The organism is Comamonas sp. F1-6, assembly GCF_039581415.1.
GTDB classification, from domain to species: Bacteria; Pseudomonadota; Gammaproteobacteria; order Burkholderiales; family Burkholderiaceae_C; genus Comamonas; species Comamonas thiooxydans.
The window spans coordinates 20376-36188 of sequence record NZ_JBCPWN010000024.1; the positions used below are offsets into that span (position 1 = coordinate 20376).

16 protein-coding genes are annotated in these 15813 nt (G+C 62.1%); 5 read left to right on the forward strand and 11 right to left on the reverse strand.

Going from position 1 to position 15813, the window contains the following annotated elements; genetic code table 11:
• Positions 1 to 8: 8 nt before the first annotated feature.
• Positions 9 to 3857, reverse strand: coding sequence for a trifunctional transcriptional regulator/proline dehydrogenase/L-glutamate gamma-semialdehyde dehydrogenase (gene putA / locus AAIL66_RS20205; RefSeq protein ID WP_343497592.1), 3849 nt, complete (start codon positions 3855 to 3857; stop codon positions 9 to 11).
• Between the two features lie 115 nt (positions 3858 to 3972).
• Between putA and AAIL66_RS20210 the strand changes: the two genes are divergently transcribed.
• Positions 3973 to 4449, forward strand: a complete 477-nt coding sequence (locus tag AAIL66_RS20210; RefSeq protein WP_343497593.1) for an Lrp/AsnC ligand binding domain-containing protein — start codon at positions 3973 to 3975, stop codon at positions 4447 to 4449.
• Positions 4450 to 4645: 196 nt separating this feature from the next.
• A complete protein-coding gene (locus AAIL66_RS20215; protein ID WP_343497594.1) occupies positions 4646 to 6190 on the forward strand; it encodes a methyl-accepting chemotaxis protein in 1545 nt (514 codons plus the stop codon).
• Positions 6191 to 6298: 108 nt separating this feature from the next.
• Here AAIL66_RS20215 and AAIL66_RS20220 read toward each other — a convergent pair whose 3' ends face one another.
• Genes AAIL66_RS20220 through AAIL66_RS20235 form a run of 4 tightly spaced genes read right to left on the reverse strand, consistent with a single transcriptional unit; the run spans position 6299 to position 8685 of the window.
• Complete coding sequence (locus tag AAIL66_RS20220) at positions 6299 to 6775, reverse strand: DUF2269 domain-containing protein (protein ID WP_343497595.1); 477 nt, start codon at positions 6773 to 6775, stop codon at positions 6299 to 6301.
• Complete coding sequence (locus AAIL66_RS20225) at positions 6772 to 7209, reverse strand: DoxX-like family protein (protein ID WP_343497596.1); 438 nt, start codon at positions 7207 to 7209, stop codon at positions 6772 to 6774. The genes AAIL66_RS20220 and AAIL66_RS20225 overlap by 4 nt, the downstream gene beginning before the upstream one ends.
• Complete coding sequence (locus AAIL66_RS20230; RefSeq protein WP_343497597.1) at positions 7202 to 8086, reverse strand: NAD-dependent epimerase/dehydratase family protein; 885 nt, start codon at positions 8084 to 8086, stop codon at positions 7202 to 7204. Before AAIL66_RS20230 ends, AAIL66_RS20225 begins: the two co-directional genes overlap by 8 nt.
• A gap of 47 nt (positions 8087 to 8133) precedes the next feature.
• A complete protein-coding gene (locus AAIL66_RS20235) occupies positions 8134 to 8685 on the reverse strand; it encodes a MarR family transcriptional regulator (protein ID WP_003075187.1) in 552 nt (183 codons plus the stop codon).
• 230 nt (positions 8686 to 8915) lie between these two features.
• Here AAIL66_RS20235 and AAIL66_RS20240 point away from each other — a divergent pair, with 230 nt between their 5' ends.
• Entirely contained in the window at positions 8916 to 9227 is a 312-nt protein-coding gene (locus AAIL66_RS20240; protein ID WP_012838997.1) for a hypothetical protein, read from the forward strand.
• Between the two features lie 152 nt (positions 9228 to 9379).
• Positions 9380 to 10879 carry a 23S rRNA (uracil(1939)-C(5))-methyltransferase RlmD gene (gene rlmD, locus AAIL66_RS20245; RefSeq protein ID WP_034358953.1) on the forward strand — a complete coding sequence of 500 codons (1500 nt, stop codon included), beginning with the start codon at positions 9380 to 9382 and terminating at the stop codon, positions 10877 to 10879.
• A 36-nt stretch (positions 10880 to 10915) separates the two neighbouring features.
• Here rlmD and AAIL66_RS20250 read toward each other — a convergent pair whose 3' ends face one another.
• The 6 genes from AAIL66_RS20250 to AAIL66_RS20275 all read right to left on the reverse strand — a co-directional run bounded on the left by AAIL66_RS20250 (position 10916) and on the right by AAIL66_RS20275 (position 15018).
• Positions 10916 to 11833, reverse strand: coding sequence for a ZIP family metal transporter (locus AAIL66_RS20250; protein ID WP_034407547.1), 918 nt, complete (start codon positions 11831 to 11833; stop codon positions 10916 to 10918).
• Positions 11834 to 11836: 3 nt separating this feature from the next.
• The gene (locus tag AAIL66_RS20255; RefSeq protein WP_343497598.1) at positions 11837 to 12472 is read right to left on the reverse strand and encodes a superoxide dismutase; all 636 of its coding nucleotides are present in this window, start codon (positions 12470 to 12472) and stop codon (positions 11837 to 11839) included.
• 31 nt (positions 12473 to 12503) lie between these two features.
• Positions 12504 to 12953, reverse strand: a complete 450-nt coding sequence (locus AAIL66_RS20260; protein WP_343497599.1) for a hypothetical protein — start codon at positions 12951 to 12953, stop codon at positions 12504 to 12506.
• A 62-nt stretch (positions 12954 to 13015) separates the two neighbouring features.
• A complete protein-coding gene (locus AAIL66_RS20265; RefSeq protein WP_034379823.1) occupies positions 13016 to 13516 on the reverse strand; it encodes a DUF2325 domain-containing protein in 501 nt (166 codons plus the stop codon).
• Between the two features lie 310 nt (positions 13517 to 13826).
• Positions 13827 to 14180 (reverse strand): hypothetical protein, encoded by a 354-nt coding sequence (locus tag AAIL66_RS20270; protein WP_003064119.1) that lies wholly within the window; start codon positions 14178 to 14180, stop codon positions 13827 to 13829.
• 145 nt (positions 14181 to 14325) lie between these two features.
• On the reverse strand, positions 14326 to 15018 hold the full coding sequence (locus tag AAIL66_RS20275; RefSeq protein WP_003053535.1) for a Bax inhibitor-1/YccA family protein: 693 nt from the start codon (positions 15016 to 15018) through the stop codon (positions 14326 to 14328).
• A 192-nt stretch (positions 15019 to 15210) separates the two neighbouring features.
• Between AAIL66_RS20275 and AAIL66_RS20280 the strand changes: the two genes are divergently transcribed.
• Positions 15211 to 15618 carry a heme-binding protein gene (locus tag AAIL66_RS20280; protein ID WP_343497600.1) on the forward strand — a complete coding sequence of 136 codons (408 nt, stop codon included), beginning with the start codon at positions 15211 to 15213 and terminating at the stop codon, positions 15616 to 15618.
• The last annotated feature ends 195 nt before the right edge of the window (positions 15619 to 15813 follow it).

Here is a 15813-nt window from a genome sequence, read left to right on the forward strand (position 1 = left end):
GGGCTTGCCTATTCCAGCGTCATCAATGCCGCATTGCCGCCCGCTGCCGCCGTGTTGTGCGATAGAGCGCGTTCATGCCAGAGCCGCTCCAGCCGGACGGGTTGGCCTGTCACACAGCGTGTGGGCAGTACCAACGGGCCTGGACGTCTTGCCAATGCCTGCGCCCAGCGCAGAAATTGGGGGGCGTCGCATTCCAGCAGTGCTGCATCCATGGGCTCGGTTTCTGCAATTTCCTCGACGCTGAGCTCGGCAGGCAGCAGCCGCACATGGAGGCGCAGTGCATCTGGCAGCTTGCCGTGAACTGCGGTGCCTAGCGGGCCGGGTAGCCACAGCGCTTGCGAGCCGCAGGCCAGTGCGGCAGCCAGTTGCTGCAGCAGCATGGTTCTTTCCTGCGCCAGGCACAGTGTGCGCGGCTTGCCAAGCAGCTGGTAGAGATTGCGCTCGCCTGTGGGGCCGGGCAGCAGGCGCGCAGCATGCAGATCGGGCAGGGCCGATTGCAGGCGCTCGCAATCGTGGCTGACGATGGCTTCGCCATGCTGCCTGGCCCAGTGGCCCAGTTGCTGCAAGGCGGTCGCCGCTGCTGCCGTGACGGGCGCGGCGCTTGCCTGTGCCTCTCCGCATTGATGCAGCAGCAGACTGAGCAAACGCAGGGGCGAGCCGGGTGTCTGCTGCAGGCGCGGCAGATACAGGGGGCCGCCGGCCTTGGGGCCGGTGCCCGACAGCCCCTCGCCGCCAAAGGGCTGAACACCGACCACGGCCCCCACCATATTGCGATTCACATACAGATTGCCAACATGTGCCGCCTGGGCGACCTGCTGCACGGTTTCGTCGATGCGCGTGTGCAATCCCATGGTCAGGCCGTAGCCCAGGGCATTGATGCGCTCCAGCAACTGCGGCAACTCGCGCCTTTGATAGCGCAGTACATGGAGTACGGGGCCGAAGACTTCGCGCTTGAGCTGATGCAGATCGGGCAGCTCGATCAGCGTGGGCGCCACAAAATGCCCTTGTGCGGCAGTTTCTGGGCTCAGCGGCGATTGATAGATGCGCAGACCCAGAGCCCTGAGTCTGGCGATATGTCGCTCGATACCAGTCTTGGCATCGGCATCGATCACGGGTCCCACATCGGTGGCCAGCTCGGCCGGGTTGCCGCAATGCAGCTCTTGCATGGCACCGCGCAGCATGGCCAGCAGCCGGTCGGCGCAGTCGTTTTGCACGCACAGCAGGCGCAGAGCCGAGCAGCGCTGGCCCGCGCTGTCAAAGGCGGATGCAGCAATGTCCTGCACGGCTTGCTCGACCAGGGCGGATGAGTCGACCAGCATGGCGTTCTGGCCGCCGGTCTCGGCCACCAGCACCACAGGCTGGCCGTCGGGGCGCAGCCTGGCGGCGGTCTGCAGAGCCAGCAGTCGCGCCACCTCGGTGGAGCCGGTGAACAGCACGCCTGCCACGCGCACATCGGCCACCAGCGCGGCGCCCACGGTCTCGCCCCGGCCGGGCAGCAATTGCAGCACGTCTGGCGCAATGCCGGCCTGATACAGCAGGCGCACGGCTTCAAGGGCGATCAGCGGGGTTTGCTCGGCGGGCTTGGCCAGCACCACATTGCCAGCGCCCAGGGCGGCTGCGACCTGGCCAGTGAAGATGGCCAGTGGAAAATTCCAGGGGCTGATGCAGACCACAGGGCCTATGCCGGGGGCGAGCAGATCCGCATCGGCCTGCCGCAGAATCTGAGCCGCGTAATAGCGCAGAAAGTCCACGGCCTCGCGCACCTCGGACACGGCATTGGCCGCAGTCTTGCCGGCTTCGCGCATCAGCAGGCTCATCAGCGGCTGCATCTGCGTTTCAAAGAGCTCGGCTGCGGTCTGCAGCAGACTGGCGCGCAGCTCGGCCGGGCTGGCTTGCCAGGCGGGCTGGGCCTGTGCGGCCGCCTGCATTGCCTGCTGAATCTGCGCGGGCCCGGCATCGCTGACATAGCCCAGCAACTCCTGATGGCTGGCCGGGTTGATTATGGCTGTGCCGATGGCGTCGGCGGCATGCACGGCATGGACACCCTGGCGAAGTTGTGCGGGCCGGCTTTGCGCAAGCGCTTGAGTCAGAGCGCCCAACACACCGTCATCGCTCAGGTCCAGACCAGAGGAGTTGCGGCGCTGTTTGCCCAGCAGCTCGCGCGGCAGCACTATACGCGGGTGGGGCAGGCCTATGTCATCGACCGCAATCAGTGTCTCCACCCCGGCTCGGGTTTGGGGATTCGGTTGACCCTCAGCCCACGTTTGGTCTGCAGGGGCTGCTATCAAATCAGAGATGGGCCAGTCGGGGTTGGCGATGCGGTGCACGAATGAGCTGTTGGCGCCGTTTTCCAGCAGGCGGCGAACCAGATAGGCCAGCAGTGTCTCGTGCGTACCCACGGGAGCATAGATGCGGCAGGGGCGGCGTGCGGCCTTGTCCTCGGCCTCGACCACATGCAGGTAGAGCTGCTCGCCCATGCCGTGCAGGCATTGAAACTCGTAACGTCCGGCGCTGTAGGGCTGGGCACCGGCCAGGGATTCGATGCTGGCCACTGTCTGGGCGTTATGGGTGGCGAATTGCGGGTAGATGGCGCTGGATGCTGCCAGCAGCTTGCGAGCGCAGGCAATATAGGCCACATCGGTGTGGTGCTTGCGGGTGTAGACCGGGTAGTCGCTCAGACCGTCGACCTGGGCGCGCTTGATTTCGCTGTCCCAGTAAGCGCCCTTGACCAGGCGCACCATCAGACGGCGCTCGCTGCGACGGGCCAGGTCGATCAGATAGTCGATCACATAGGGACAACGTTTTTGATAGGCCTGAATCACAAAGCCCAGGCCGTTCCAGCCTGCCAGGCCAGGGGCGTGGGCCAATTGTTCCAGCAGGTCCAGCGACAGCTCTAGGCGGTCGGCTTCTTCGGCGTCGATATTGAGTCCTATGTCGTAGCTGCGTGCCAGCTCGCACAGTTGCAGCACGCGTGGCAGCAGCTCGCTCATCACGCGCTGCCATTGCGCGCGGCTGTAGCGCGGGTGCAGGGCGCTGAGCTTGATGGAAATGCCCGGCCGTTCATAGACGCCCTCGCCGCCAGCGGCCTTGCCGATCGCATGAATCGCATTCACATAGGACCGCATGTAGCGCTGCGCATCCTCTGCGGTGAGTGCGGCCTCGCCGAGCATGTCGTAGGAATAGCGAAAGCCTCTGGCCTGCAGTTCGCGAGCGCGCTCCAGAGCCTGGGAAATGGTCTCGCCCATCACAAACTGCTCGCCCATCAGGCGCATGGCCATGTCCACGCCCTTGCGCACCAGCGGCTCGCCGCCCCTGGCTGTGATGCGTTTGAGCGCCGCGAGCAGGCCTGACTCGCTATGCGTATCGACCAGCTTTCCGGTGACCACCAGTCCCCAGGCGGCAGCATTGACAAAGAGCGAGGGGCTCTTGCCCAGATGAGCCTGCCAGTCGCCGCCGCGCAGCTTGTCGCGAATCAGTGCATCACGGGTGGCCGCATCGGGGATGCGCAGCAAGGCTTCGGCCAAGCACATCAGCGCCACGCCTTCCTGCGAGGACAGCGAAAACTCCTGCAGCAGACCTTGCACCAGTCCCTGGCGCCCGGCGCTGGCGGGTTGGGCGCGCAGCTGCTCGACCAACTTTTGCGCATGGGCAGCGACCTGGGCAGCCTCGGCGGGCGGCAGCGTGGCTGCAGGCAGCAGCCGGGCCACGGCATCGGACTCGGCCATGCGGGTGGCGCAACTGATGGCTTGACGCAGTTCATCGGCAGGGCGGCTGGAATCTGGCAGCGCAGTGAAAGTCGGCATGTCTGTGCAGGTGTCGTAGAGCCTGGACGCGAGCGGGTGCGCGGCCTTCACCATGTTCACAGCTGCATTGCAAGCGGCGCGGACGCGGCTGTCTACATAGGGAAAATCATTGCTGGTTTGTCGAAAAATGAATCACTATATTGAGTGAATTAAAAAGAGGAATTCACCAATGATCGGTGCTTCGGAAGTGGATATCGACAGGATTGATCGAAAAATACTGGCAATTCTGCAAACTGATGGGCGCATCTCCAATCTGCGTCTGGCAGAGCAGGTGGCGCTGTCGCCCACAGCCGTACAGGCCCGTGTGGCCCGGCTTACGCGCGATGGTTACATCCTGGGCTACGAAGCGCGGCTGAACCCGCAGAAGCTGGGCGTGGGCATGACGGTGTTTGTCGAGGTGCTGCTGGACCGCACCACGCCCCATGTGTTTGACGAATTCAAGGCCGCCGTGCTGGCTTACCCGGCCATCATGGAGTGCCATATGGTGGCAGGGGGGTTTGACTATCTGCTCAAGACCCGCATGGCCGATATGGCGGCCTACCGTGACTTCGCGGGCCGGGTGCTGTGGCAGCTCCCGGGCGTGCGCGAGACCAGAACCTATGCGGTGATGGAGGAGATCAAGGATGATGCGCGGCTGCCTCTGTAGGAGAAAAGCGCGTTTGCATGAAGAGTTCAGGACTCTGTATCTGCGTTGACGCAGGTTAGCAACAACTGCTTTTTCAGGAATAGATGGGCCGCAAAAAACATGTAAATAATTGATACACACAGAGGTGGTTGCCGCAGTGAAGGCTGCGGCACAAGCTGTGCAGTTTTTCTCGATTAATGACCAAAAAGCGGCATCTATGAGAGTCAATGCACCAGTAACTCAGCGGGAGTACAGCTTTGATGAGCACGCGACTCTGATGTCCACCACGGACACGAAGAGCTACATCAAATATGCCAATCAGGCGTTCATGGAGGTCAGCGGCTTCGAGCCGCAAGAGATCCTCGGCCAGACGCACAATCTGGTGCGCCACCCGGACATGCCACCGGCCGCTTTTGCCGACATGTGGGCCACCCTCAAAAGCGGCGAGCCCTGGAGCGCACTGGTCAAGAACCGGCGCAAGAACGGGGACCACTACTGGGTTCGGGCCAATGCCATTCCCATCATCCGCAATGACAAGGCCAAGGGCTATATGTCGGTGCGCACCCAGCCCGAGCGCAAGGAGGTCGAGGCGGCGCAAAAGCTGTATGAGTCCATGCACGACAAGGGCGGTTCAGCCCCCGAACTGCACAAAGGCATAGTCTCCAAGAAGGGGCTGGGGAAGCTGCTGTCGATCTGGCGGCACATGGGGGTGCGCCGGCGCATTCGCCTGAACTCGCTGGCCTTGTGGGCCGTCCTGGTGCTTGGGGCCTGGCTGCTGGGTCAAAGCCAGATGCAGTTTTTGTCGATGGCGGCCTTCATGACGGTGGCCCTGATGGTGATGACGCTGTTGCTCGAGAGTCAGTTCGCCACGCCGCTGGAGCTGCTCAAGCGTCAGTCGCTGAACGTGGCAACCGGCAACAACCGGCAGACGGAATACTTGCAGCGCTCGGATGAAATCGGCACCACGCTGCGCACGGTCAACCAGATCGGTCTCATGTTCCGCTGGCTGGTGGACGATGTGAATCAGCAGGCGCTCAATGTTCAGCAGGCTTGTAACGAAATCGAGCAGGGCAACAGCTATCTGCACGGGCAGACGGAGCAGCTGGCGGTGAATGTGGCCCAGACCTCGGCCTCCATGGAGCAGATCACGGCCCGGGTTCAGTCCAGCGCCGATACGGCACAAAAAGCCGGTGTGCTGGCCAGCGAAGCCAGCGCGGCGGCCTTGCGCGGGGGCCAGTCCATGGATCAGATCGTCTCCACCATGGAGTCGATCACGACCAACTCCCGCCGCATTGCCGACATCGTCGGCGTGATTGACAGCATTGCCTTTCAGACCAATTTGCTGGCGCTGAATGCGGCCGTGGAGGCTGCCCGCGCGGGCGAGCATGGCAGGGGGTTTGCCGTCGTTGCCGGCGAGGTGAGGGCCCTGGCGCAGCGCAGCGCCGATGCGGCCAAGGAGATCAAGGCGCTGATTCAGGCCAGCACGGCCACCATCGAGGCCGGCTCTCTGGTGGTCAGCGATGCGGGGCGCAACATTGGGGATATCGTCTCCCAGGCCCGCAGCGTGGCGGACTTCATTGCCGAGATCAGCAAGGCCACGCGAGAACAAAGCGAGGAGATCAGCCAGGTCGGGAAGTCGGTGGCGGACATGGACTATCTGACGCAGCAGAACGCGCAGCTGGTGACCCAGGGGGCGCAGGCGTCGAGCAGCATGCAATGGCAGGTGAAGAATCTTGTGGAAGCGATTGGTGTGTTTCGATAGCTGACGAGTCGCAAAAGGTTGAGACGGCATGGCCGCTATCGCTGCAATGAGCGGGCTGCCGTCCTTCCTGATGAGCGAGGTGTGGACGAGCCGATCATGGCAGGCGCCTCAGCCCCAGAGCTGTGGCTTGTTCACCATCAAATAATAGGTGCCGGCCATGGCCACAAAGGCGGGATAGCCCAGGGCCTCCCAGCGCAACTGGTATTGCCGAAAAAGCGGCGGCAGGGCCTGGCTCTGGCTATGCGCCTGGGTCGCCATCGCCGCCATGCGGATCTGCAGCCAGACCACGGGCAGCCAGCAGATGCCGGCCAGCACATACAGGCCGAGCGAAAGCGCGAGCCAGGGGGTGGTGAGCGGCCAGCCTGCGAGATAGGCCATGGCAATGCCCGTGACCGGCTGAATGAAGACGCAGGGAGTAGTGAACCACCAGTCGGCCCGTACCACCAGGCGGCTGACCACTGCCTGGGCGGCGACCGAGCCGCTGCGGTTGGCAAAGAACATGTAGAAGGCCGAGCCGAGGCCGGTGCCGACCAGCAGCACGCTGGAGAGGATGTGCAGTGTCTTGAGCAACAGATAGGTATTCATGATTCAAGCCTGTTGTACGAGTTGTCTGTTTGCAGCAAGAACCACAGCATGGCGGCGATGGGCAGGTTCTTGAGCAGCGGCCCCAGAGGGTGCAGCCACAGCGTGGGTTGAAGAGCCGTGCCGATCACGGTCATGGCCGTCATCAGCAGCAGGGCGCTCAGGTAGATGGCGCGGCCGGGGCGCAGCAGCAAGGCCAGACCCAGAGCCAAATCGGCCAGCAAGCCGGACCAGATGAGCAGTGCCTGCCAGTGTGCATCGCCAATGCCGCCCTGGTCCAGCAAGCGGGCTCCTTCGTGGTTGAGCCCCGATAGTCCGAAATAGTCCAGTGCGCTGACCAAAGCCGTGCCCAGCCAGACGACGACCAGACTGGCGTGCATGAGTCTGGCAGCTTGCTTCTGCGGGTCGGGTCTGCTGCCGTTTTGCAACTCAGGCATGGCGGCGGCCTTCCTTGGGCAAGGTGGCCAGCATGGCATCCGGAGCCACGGGGGGGCGCCCCAGCAGCGAGGCCAGGGTCTGAGGATCGGTGACGTTGTCGTTTTCCAGCAAGGCCATGGTTTCACTGCACCAGGGCAGGGCTGGTATCTGGTCGCCGACTCTGGCACTGCCCTTGCTCATCCAGTCGGGCAGGGCATACACCGATGCCGGGCCGTAACCCATCTGACTGCGCAGGCTGGCGATGAAGGCCTCTGTCGAAAGCGGCTGGGGGCCGCCGATTTCGACGATACCTTCGGAGGTGTCCGATGTCGCCATATGCGCGAGCACTTCGGCGAGGTCGCGCACGGCCACGGGCTGTATCTGGCTGCTGCGCATGAGTTCGGGCAGCAGCAAAACGGGCAGTCTGGCCAGATTGAGAAACAACTGGCTGCTGGCCCCCCCCGCACCGAAGATGATGCTGGGGCGCACGACAACGGGCTTGAGCAGGCCCTGCCTGCCCAGCGCCAGCAGATGCTCGTCGGCCGCGCGCTTGGTAGTTGCGTACTGGGTGCCGCTCTGGCCGGCACCCAGAGCCGAGACCTGAACCACGCGGCGCACACCGGCCTGGGCGCAGGCATCAAACAGCGCAATGGGAGCCAGAGAGTGCAGGGTCTGCAGATCCTGGCCGGGCTTGTCGCGCAGAGCACCGACGGCATTGATGACGGCATCGATGCCCTGCAGATGCTCAAGCCATGCCTCGGCCGTGGTGCAGGCGCCAAAGTCCACAGGCGGCTGGCTGTGGCGGCTGCGCACCACGGGGTCGTGGTCCAGCAGGGCCAGCGCATTCACGATATGTCGGCCCAGAAAGCCTGTGCCGCCGCAGATCAGAACTCGCATACGCTACTCCTTTGCAACTTTCTGCCTTGACAGAATTCAGTTCGGCTTCAATCGTTGCCGCTCTCTCGGCCGCCATCCTTGCCTCGGACAAAGCGCTGGACGCTGGCGCCAAGGCGCAGGATCTTGTCCAGCGTGGCTGGAGACAGGCGCAGCATTTCGTCGGTCCAGATACCCAGCGAATCCATGAGGCGCAGCGTCTCGTGCACGCGGTCCTGGGCATCGGGCGTTTCCTGCTCGAATTCGGGCTGCGCGATCAATTCGCGCAGCAGTGCGCTGGTGGGGTCGAACTCGCGCTGCTTGCGCTCACGCACAATGGTGCGCAGCAGCTCCCAGACATCGGCCGAGGTCTCGAAATACTCGCGCCGGTCGCCGCTCTTGCGACTGCTGCGAATCAGGTTCCAGTTCAGCAGCTCCTTGAGGCTGTTGCTGACGTTGGAGCGTGCCGCGCCCAGGGTTTCGCAGATTTCGTCGGCATTGAGGGGACGGCCATGAAAGAACAGCAGTGCATGAATTTGCGCCACCGTGCGGTTCACGCCCCAGGCGTTGCCCATATCTCCCCAGTGGTGCACAAAGCGTTCAGCGATAGGACTCAGTTGCATGAGGTGAAGTGTGGTCCTGCTTGAAATTTCTGTCAATACAGAAATTTATATTCGTGCGAATGCCCGAGCGGGGTCCACAAGGTGTTTGTGCAGGCTGTGCGCATAGGGAGCATGGCGGAAAGCAATTTTCTTGCAATGAAGAAATTTCGCATCGACCTGGTCGCTGCGTCGCTACTCGTAAAATAGCCGCATTACAGGGGCATGGAGCCCCGTCAGGGAAGGGAGAGTTCATGACCGCTGCATCCGTCCTGCGTGCCGCCTTGGTTCTGTCGGCCTGTGCTGGGGCCCAGGTCGCATCGGCTGCCTGCTATTTTGTCTATGCACCCAATAACGAGCTGATCTATCGCTCCAATGTGGCGCCGGTCGACCTGTCTCTGCCCCTGCATCAGACGGTGTCGCAACTCGCCCCCGGAGCCCGCATGTTTTTTTCGCTCGACGAGTACAACTGTGCCACTGAGGTCAACCTGATCGCCGAGCGCGCCCAGATTGCTGCGGCGCGCAATAGCCGCGAGCGCCGGCTGCGTGAAGAGCAACGCTTCTGATTGCATAGCTGTCAGACAAGCTTCGGCGGCACATTGAGGCTTGATTTTGCCTTGCAGAGGGCCTATCGGCTGGGCGCTTGATATGGGCGCCCATGCAGTTTTTTGCCGTGGTCGGCTCTCGGGTATGGGGCGGCCTGAGACAATCGGGCACCATGAGTGAATCCCGCGACAACAAAATTCCCGAAAACCTGCCCGAAGTCCCGTCTGATGCCCCGGCGCTGCCCGAGGGCTGGCTGGAAGTGCTGTCCATGGACATGGATGCCCAGGGCGTAGCCCGCAAGCCCGACGGCAAGGTGGTCTTCATCGACGGCGCCCTGACCGGTGAAATCGTCAGCGCCAACACCCATCGCAAGAAGAACAACTGGGAAGCAGCCACGCTGACTGAAATCCACCGCGAATCCTCGCAGCGCGTGACGCCCGGCTGCCCTAATTTCGGGCTGCACGCCGGCGCCTGTGGTGGCTGCAAGATGCAGCATCTGCATGTGGCGGCCCAGGTCGCCATCAAGCAGCGTGTACTGGAGGACAACCTCTGGCATCTGGCCAAGGTCAAGCCTGAGACGCTGCTGCGCCCCATCGAAGGCCCGGCCTGGGGCTATCGCTTCCGTTCGCGCCTGTCGGTGCGCTATGTGGCCAAGAAGGGCAAGGTGCTGGTGGGCTTCCACGAGCGCAAGAGCCGCTACATCGCCGACATGGAGGTCTGCAAGATTTTGCCGCCCCATGTGGACGCCATGCTCATGCCCATGCGCGCACTGATCGCCAGCATGGATGCGCGCGAAACCTGTCCTCAGATCGAAGTGGCTTGCGGCGACCATGTCACCGCCCTGGTGCTGCGCCATCTGGAGCCTCTGTCGGATGCCGACAAGCAGCGCCTGCGCGACTTTGCTGCCGAGCAGAACGTCCAGTGGTGGCTGCAGCCCAAGGGTCCGGATACCGTGCACCTGATGGAAGAAGGCGGCACACAGCTGTCCTATGGTCTGCCGGACTTCGGCATCACCATGCCGTTCAAGCCCACCGACTTCACCCAGGTCAATCCGCATATCAACCGAGTGCTGGTCACGCGCTCGCTGCGTCTGCTGGATGCGAAAAAGGACGAACGCGTCATCGACTGGTTCTGCGGTCTTGGCAACTTCACGCTGCCCATTGCCACCATGGCGCGCGAGGTGCTGGGCATCGAAGGCTCGGAAACCCTGGTCAAGCGCTCGCACGAGAACTACGCGGGCAACAATGCCACTCGCAGCGAAGACGACAAGCTGGCTCCCACCAGCTTCGTGGCGCGCAATCTGTTCGAGATGACGCCTGCCATGCTGATTGCCGACGGCAACTCCGACAAGTGGCTGGTCGATCCCCCGCGTGAAGGGGCGTTTGCCCTGTCCAAGGCACTGGCCGATATTCACCAGATCCGCATCGGTGCCAAGCAGACCGGTGTGGCCAGCGAAGAGCAGCCCGATTTGCTGCCTCCGCTGCCCGAGGGGCAGGAAAGCTGGCAGTTCCCCAAGCGCATTGTCTATGTGAGCTGCAACCCGGCCACGCTGGCGCGTGATGCAGGCTTGCTGGTGCACCAGGCCGGCTATCGCTGCGTGGCAGCAGGTGTGGTGAACATGTTCCCGCATACGGCGCATGTGGAATCCATGGCCGTTTTCGAGCGCGCATAAGCGAGCATGACCTGAACTGCGCCTGCGCGGCGCAGTTCAGCCGCCAAGGGACGTATCCAGAATCATCATCAGCACAAAGCCCAGCATGAGTCCCGTGGTGGCCCAGGCTTCATGGCCCTTGCGGTGGGATTCCGGAATGATCTCGTGGCTGATGACAAACAGCATCGCCCCGGCTGCAAAGCCCAGGCCCCAGGGCAGCAGCATGGTGGAGCTGCTGACCACGATGGCGCCGATCACGGCGCCCAGAGGCTCGATCAACCCTGTCAGTGCGCCCAGCACTACCGCAAAGCCTCGGGTATAGCCGGCAGCCAGCAAAGAGGCTGCGACGACAAAACCTTCGGGCACGTCCTGTATGGCAATGCCCAGCGTCAGCGAGCTGGCGCGCAGCCCCTCGTTGGCGGCATAGCCCACGCCGATGGCCAGACCTTCGGGCAGGTTGTGAAGGGTGATGGCAATCACAAACAGCCAGGTGCGTCGCAACTGGCGGGCATGGTTGCCTTCGCGGCCTTTGATGAAGTGCTCGTGCGGCAGCAGACGGTCCATGGCCAGCAGAGCGGCACCGCCGAGCAAAATGGCGACGCCGATCATGGCGCCGCCCAGCCATTCGCTGCTCCCGCTCGGGGTGGCCGCCCTGGCGGCTTCCAGTCCGGGCAGAATCAATGAAAAGGCGCAGGCAGCCAGCATGACGCCTGCGCCAAAGCCGAATAGAGTGTCCTGCGTGCGCTCCGATGGATGTTGGGTCAGCAGCACAGGCAGAGCGCCCAGCGCGGTTGCCAGCGCCGCCACGCTGCCGCCCAGCAGTGCATTCAGTGCTGCGGGATTGGTCTGCAGCTGCTTCCAGACCATGGATGCAAGCACCAGAGCCCCAGCTGCGGAGATCAGCAGCCCGAGCCGGGTTCTGAGCGGCAGGGGCGATTGGCTTGAAGATGCGCTCTGCAGTCCGTCCGGGCCCATGGTTCAGCTCCTGACAGCCTGGGTGGCGGCAGCGAAGCGGCGTGCCACTTCGTTCCAGTCCACCACGTTGTAGAAAGCAGCGATGTATTCGGGACGGCGATTCTGGTATTTCAGGTAATAGGCGTGTTCCCAGACATCCAGGGTCAGGATTGGTGTGTTGCCGCTGCCAATGCCAGGCATCAGAGGGCTGTCCTGATTGGCGCTGCTCTCCACATGCAGCTTGCCGCTGTAGTCCACGCTGAGCCAGGCCCAGCCGCTGCCGAAGCGACTGATGGCGGCCTTGGTGAACTCGGTCTTGAAGTTCTCGAAGCCGCCCAGGTCCCTGTCAATGGCTGTCGCAAGAGCGCCCTGCGGCAGGCCGCCCCCTTTGGGAGACATGACTTGCCAGAACAAGCTGTGATTGGCATGGCCGCCGCCATTGTTGCGCACGGCCTGGCGCAGCGGCTGAGGCAGCGATTCGATCTTGACGAGCAGATCGTCCAGCGGCCATTGCGCGTATTCGCTGCCTTCGAGCGCCGTGTTGAGGTTGTTGACATAGGTCTGGTGATGCCTGGAGTAGTGAATCTCCATGGTTTGCGCATCGATATGCGGCTCCAGCGCCGCGTAGTCGTAGGCCAGTGGGGGCAGGGTGTAGCTCATGAGTAAAAGCCTTGGCAGTGAGAGAAGGGAGTCAGTGCAGTGATGAATGCACGGACTCGAAGCTGGCAAGGCGAGAGTGCCTGTTGCTGGCGGGGTGAACGACAAGATGGGTGGGTGCTGGGGTGCCGGCACCGGAGGAGGTATGGGGCCATGCTGCCGCGTGCTCAGCCTGCGCGGCCAGGAGCTGCGGTAAATGACGGTATATCGCCAGACTCAGGGACTGGCTGGTGGAGTCCTGCTGCAGAAATGGCATCAGGGCTTGCTGTGCCTCATGCAGGCATTCAAATGCAGCTCCTGCCCGGTCCGCTTCGACGAGAGCATCTGCCAGATTCAGGTGAGCAACGACATAAGCGGCGATACGGTCATCGTCGGCAATATCGCCGGACTCCGCGACCAGCAACTGCAAGCCAAGCTGTTGTGCATGTCGGTAGTGTCCGAGTGCTGAGAGATGGCGATGCTCCAGCGTTGCGGCCAGCGCCATGCGAGTGTGCTGCTTCCAGGCAGATAGCAAATCTGCAGCCCAGGTTTTTCCTGTGCCGTGGCTCATGAAGCACCCTCGATGCAGGCTTGGGCTGCAACGACTTTTCCGTCCTCTCCCGATGGATGAATGCGCACCACCCGCAAGGCGGTCGGCTGGTCCACCAGCAGGCAGGTCTTGCCGGTGCGCTTGCAGTGATCCTTCACGCGCCAGTAGGCGCCATCGCTGATGCAGCCCGTCTGGCAGATCACCAGATCGGCAGCGTGCAGACTGTCCTCCAGCAACTGCTGCTCGGCCAGGGCCTGGGTGTCGGTATCCTCAACCAAAGGCCAGTCGACGCCGGACACTGTCTGTTCAGCTGTAGGTTGAGGTGTTTCCCGCAGCAGATCCAGTGCCATCGCCTGGGCCAGGGCGTGGCGCTGCTCACGTTCCCAGGCAAGCGCGCTGTCGCGGACAATGACCTTGGCCCTGAGCTGTACGAGCTGCTGCCTGAGTGCTTCGACTTCCCGTGCCAGCGACTGCATCTGTGCCGTGCAGCGGGTCTGTACTTCCATGTAGGTCAGCATGAGGGCCTCATGCTCAAGGCGTATTTGGTTGAAGTCATCATCTGGCACGGCAGTCTTGTCCCCATGGTTGAGAGCACAACAGAACTCGTCGCTGGGATGCGCGTATGTGCGGCTAAGAATGGAATCAATAGTCAATGAATATAAATGAGAATTGTTTGTATTCAAAGTCCGTAAAAGAAATATGACATCCGAAAAGCTTGGCGTGAGAGATGTCGAGCATGAAAAAGGCCGTAGCAGTGTTGCTACGGCCTGTGCGGGCGTTGGCTGGCACTGGCCCGGAACTCATGATCCGGGCCTGGCACAAGCGACTTCAGCTGCGGTTGCGACTGGCGCTGTTTTCGGGCTCCGCAGTGCTGCGTTTTTCGGCTGCGCTCTGACCCAGTACGGAAGGCACGCCTTCGATCTTGTTGGAGCGCATGTATTCATCCATGTCCTTCCAGCCCGCAAACACAAGCGCCTTGGGCGCCTTGGGGTTGAGGACGTAGCAATCCTCCAGCCCGCGCATGGCATGCCGACAGGCACCACCAATGGCCTTGGCTTCGGACTCGCGCGCCACGGTGCGTGGGTCTGGACCCAGGCCCGGAATGTCTTCAATCTTGCAGCCTGCCAGTACCAGAGGCAGCAGGGCAATGGCAAGTGCGCGGGGAAGGTGGTTTGGCTTCATCTTGTCTGCTTATCGGCAGCGGCAGTCGGAAATTTAGGCCATGACTGAAATATCCATCAATGCGATGACTGCGCTTGGCGCCAAGGTTACTGGAAACAAAAAGGAGTGCGCAAGGCACTCCTTTCTGCTTGGGTGGTGGCGAGGTTTAGTCGCGGTCGCCGCCCATGATGCCCAGCAGGGCCAGCAGGCTCTGGAACACGTTGAACAGGTCCAGATACAGGGCCAGGGTGGCGCTGATGTAGTTAGTCTCGCCGCCGTCGATGATCTGCTTGAGGTCATACAGCATGTAGGCGGAGAAGATGCCGATGGCCAGCATGGAGATGGCCATCATGCCAGCCGTGGAGCCCACGAAGACGTTGATGATGGCGCCTACCATCAGCACCAGAGCGCCCACGAACAGGAACTTGCCCATGCCCGACAGGTCGCGCTTGATCACGGTGGCCAGCATGGCCATCACGAAGAACACGCCAGCGGTACCGGCAAAGGCCGTCATGATCAGTTGGGTGCCATTGGAGAAGCCCAGAATCATGCCGATCAGGCGCGATAGCATCAGGCCCATGAAGAAGGTGAAGGCCAGCAGCACGGGCACGCCAGCGGCGCTGTGCTTGGTCTTTTCGATCGCGAACATGAAGCCGAAGGCGCCGACCATGAACACGATCAGGCCCACGCCGCCAGTCAGCGCGCGAGTCATGCCAGTGGCTACGCCCAGCCAAGCGCCCAGCACGGTGGGGATCAGGCTGAGTGCCAGCAGCCAGTAGGTATTGCGCAAGACACGGTTGCGCTCTTGCTGCGAGACACCGTAGCCCGCAGATCCCAGTGTGGTGACTTGTTCGTTCATGTAGCCATTCCTCCTTCAGGAATTGTGGGTTGAAACATTGTCATTCTAGGTGGGGGTCTTGAGAAGCCTTTGCAATACCCCGTTGCAATGCGGCAGTTTTAGGATGGAATGTTTTTCACATCGCATCTACTTTTGCCTGCAAAGTACAGAATATGCTTGCTGCATTGACAATCCAACGGAGCTTTTTATCTTATGAAGACCAAGCACGAACTCGAACTGGCCGATGTGAAAGCCATCGCTGCGGCTGCCGAAGCTGAAGCACTGAAGAACAACTGGCCCGTGACGATCTCCATCGTGGACGACGGCGGCCATCTGCTGCTGTTGCAGCGTATGGATGGTGCTGCTCCCATCTCTTCGCATATCGCCCCCGCCAAGGCACGCTCTGCAGCCGTGGGCCGCAAGGACACCAAGGCTTTTGAAGACATGATCAACAATGGCCGTACCGCTTTCCTGAGCGCTCCGTTTGTGGACGGTCTGCTCGAAGGCGGCGTGGCCATCGTCAAGGGCGGTCAGGTGCTGGGCGCTGTGGGTGTCTCGGGTGTGAAGGCCAACGAAGACGCACAGGTTGCCAAGGCCGGCATCGCAGCCCTGGGCCTGTAATGGCTTGATTTCTGCCGCTGCAGCGGCAGAGTCCAAAACAAAACCCCTGCCGCTTGATGCGCGCAGGGGTTTTGTTTTGGCGGGTTGCGAATGAGGAAAAAACGCGTGGCTATGTGAAGTGTGAGAACAAGAGAGGGCAGGTGCTCTACAACGACTATGGCTGGCGAATCGACACTTGCGGTGTCGCCCCACGAT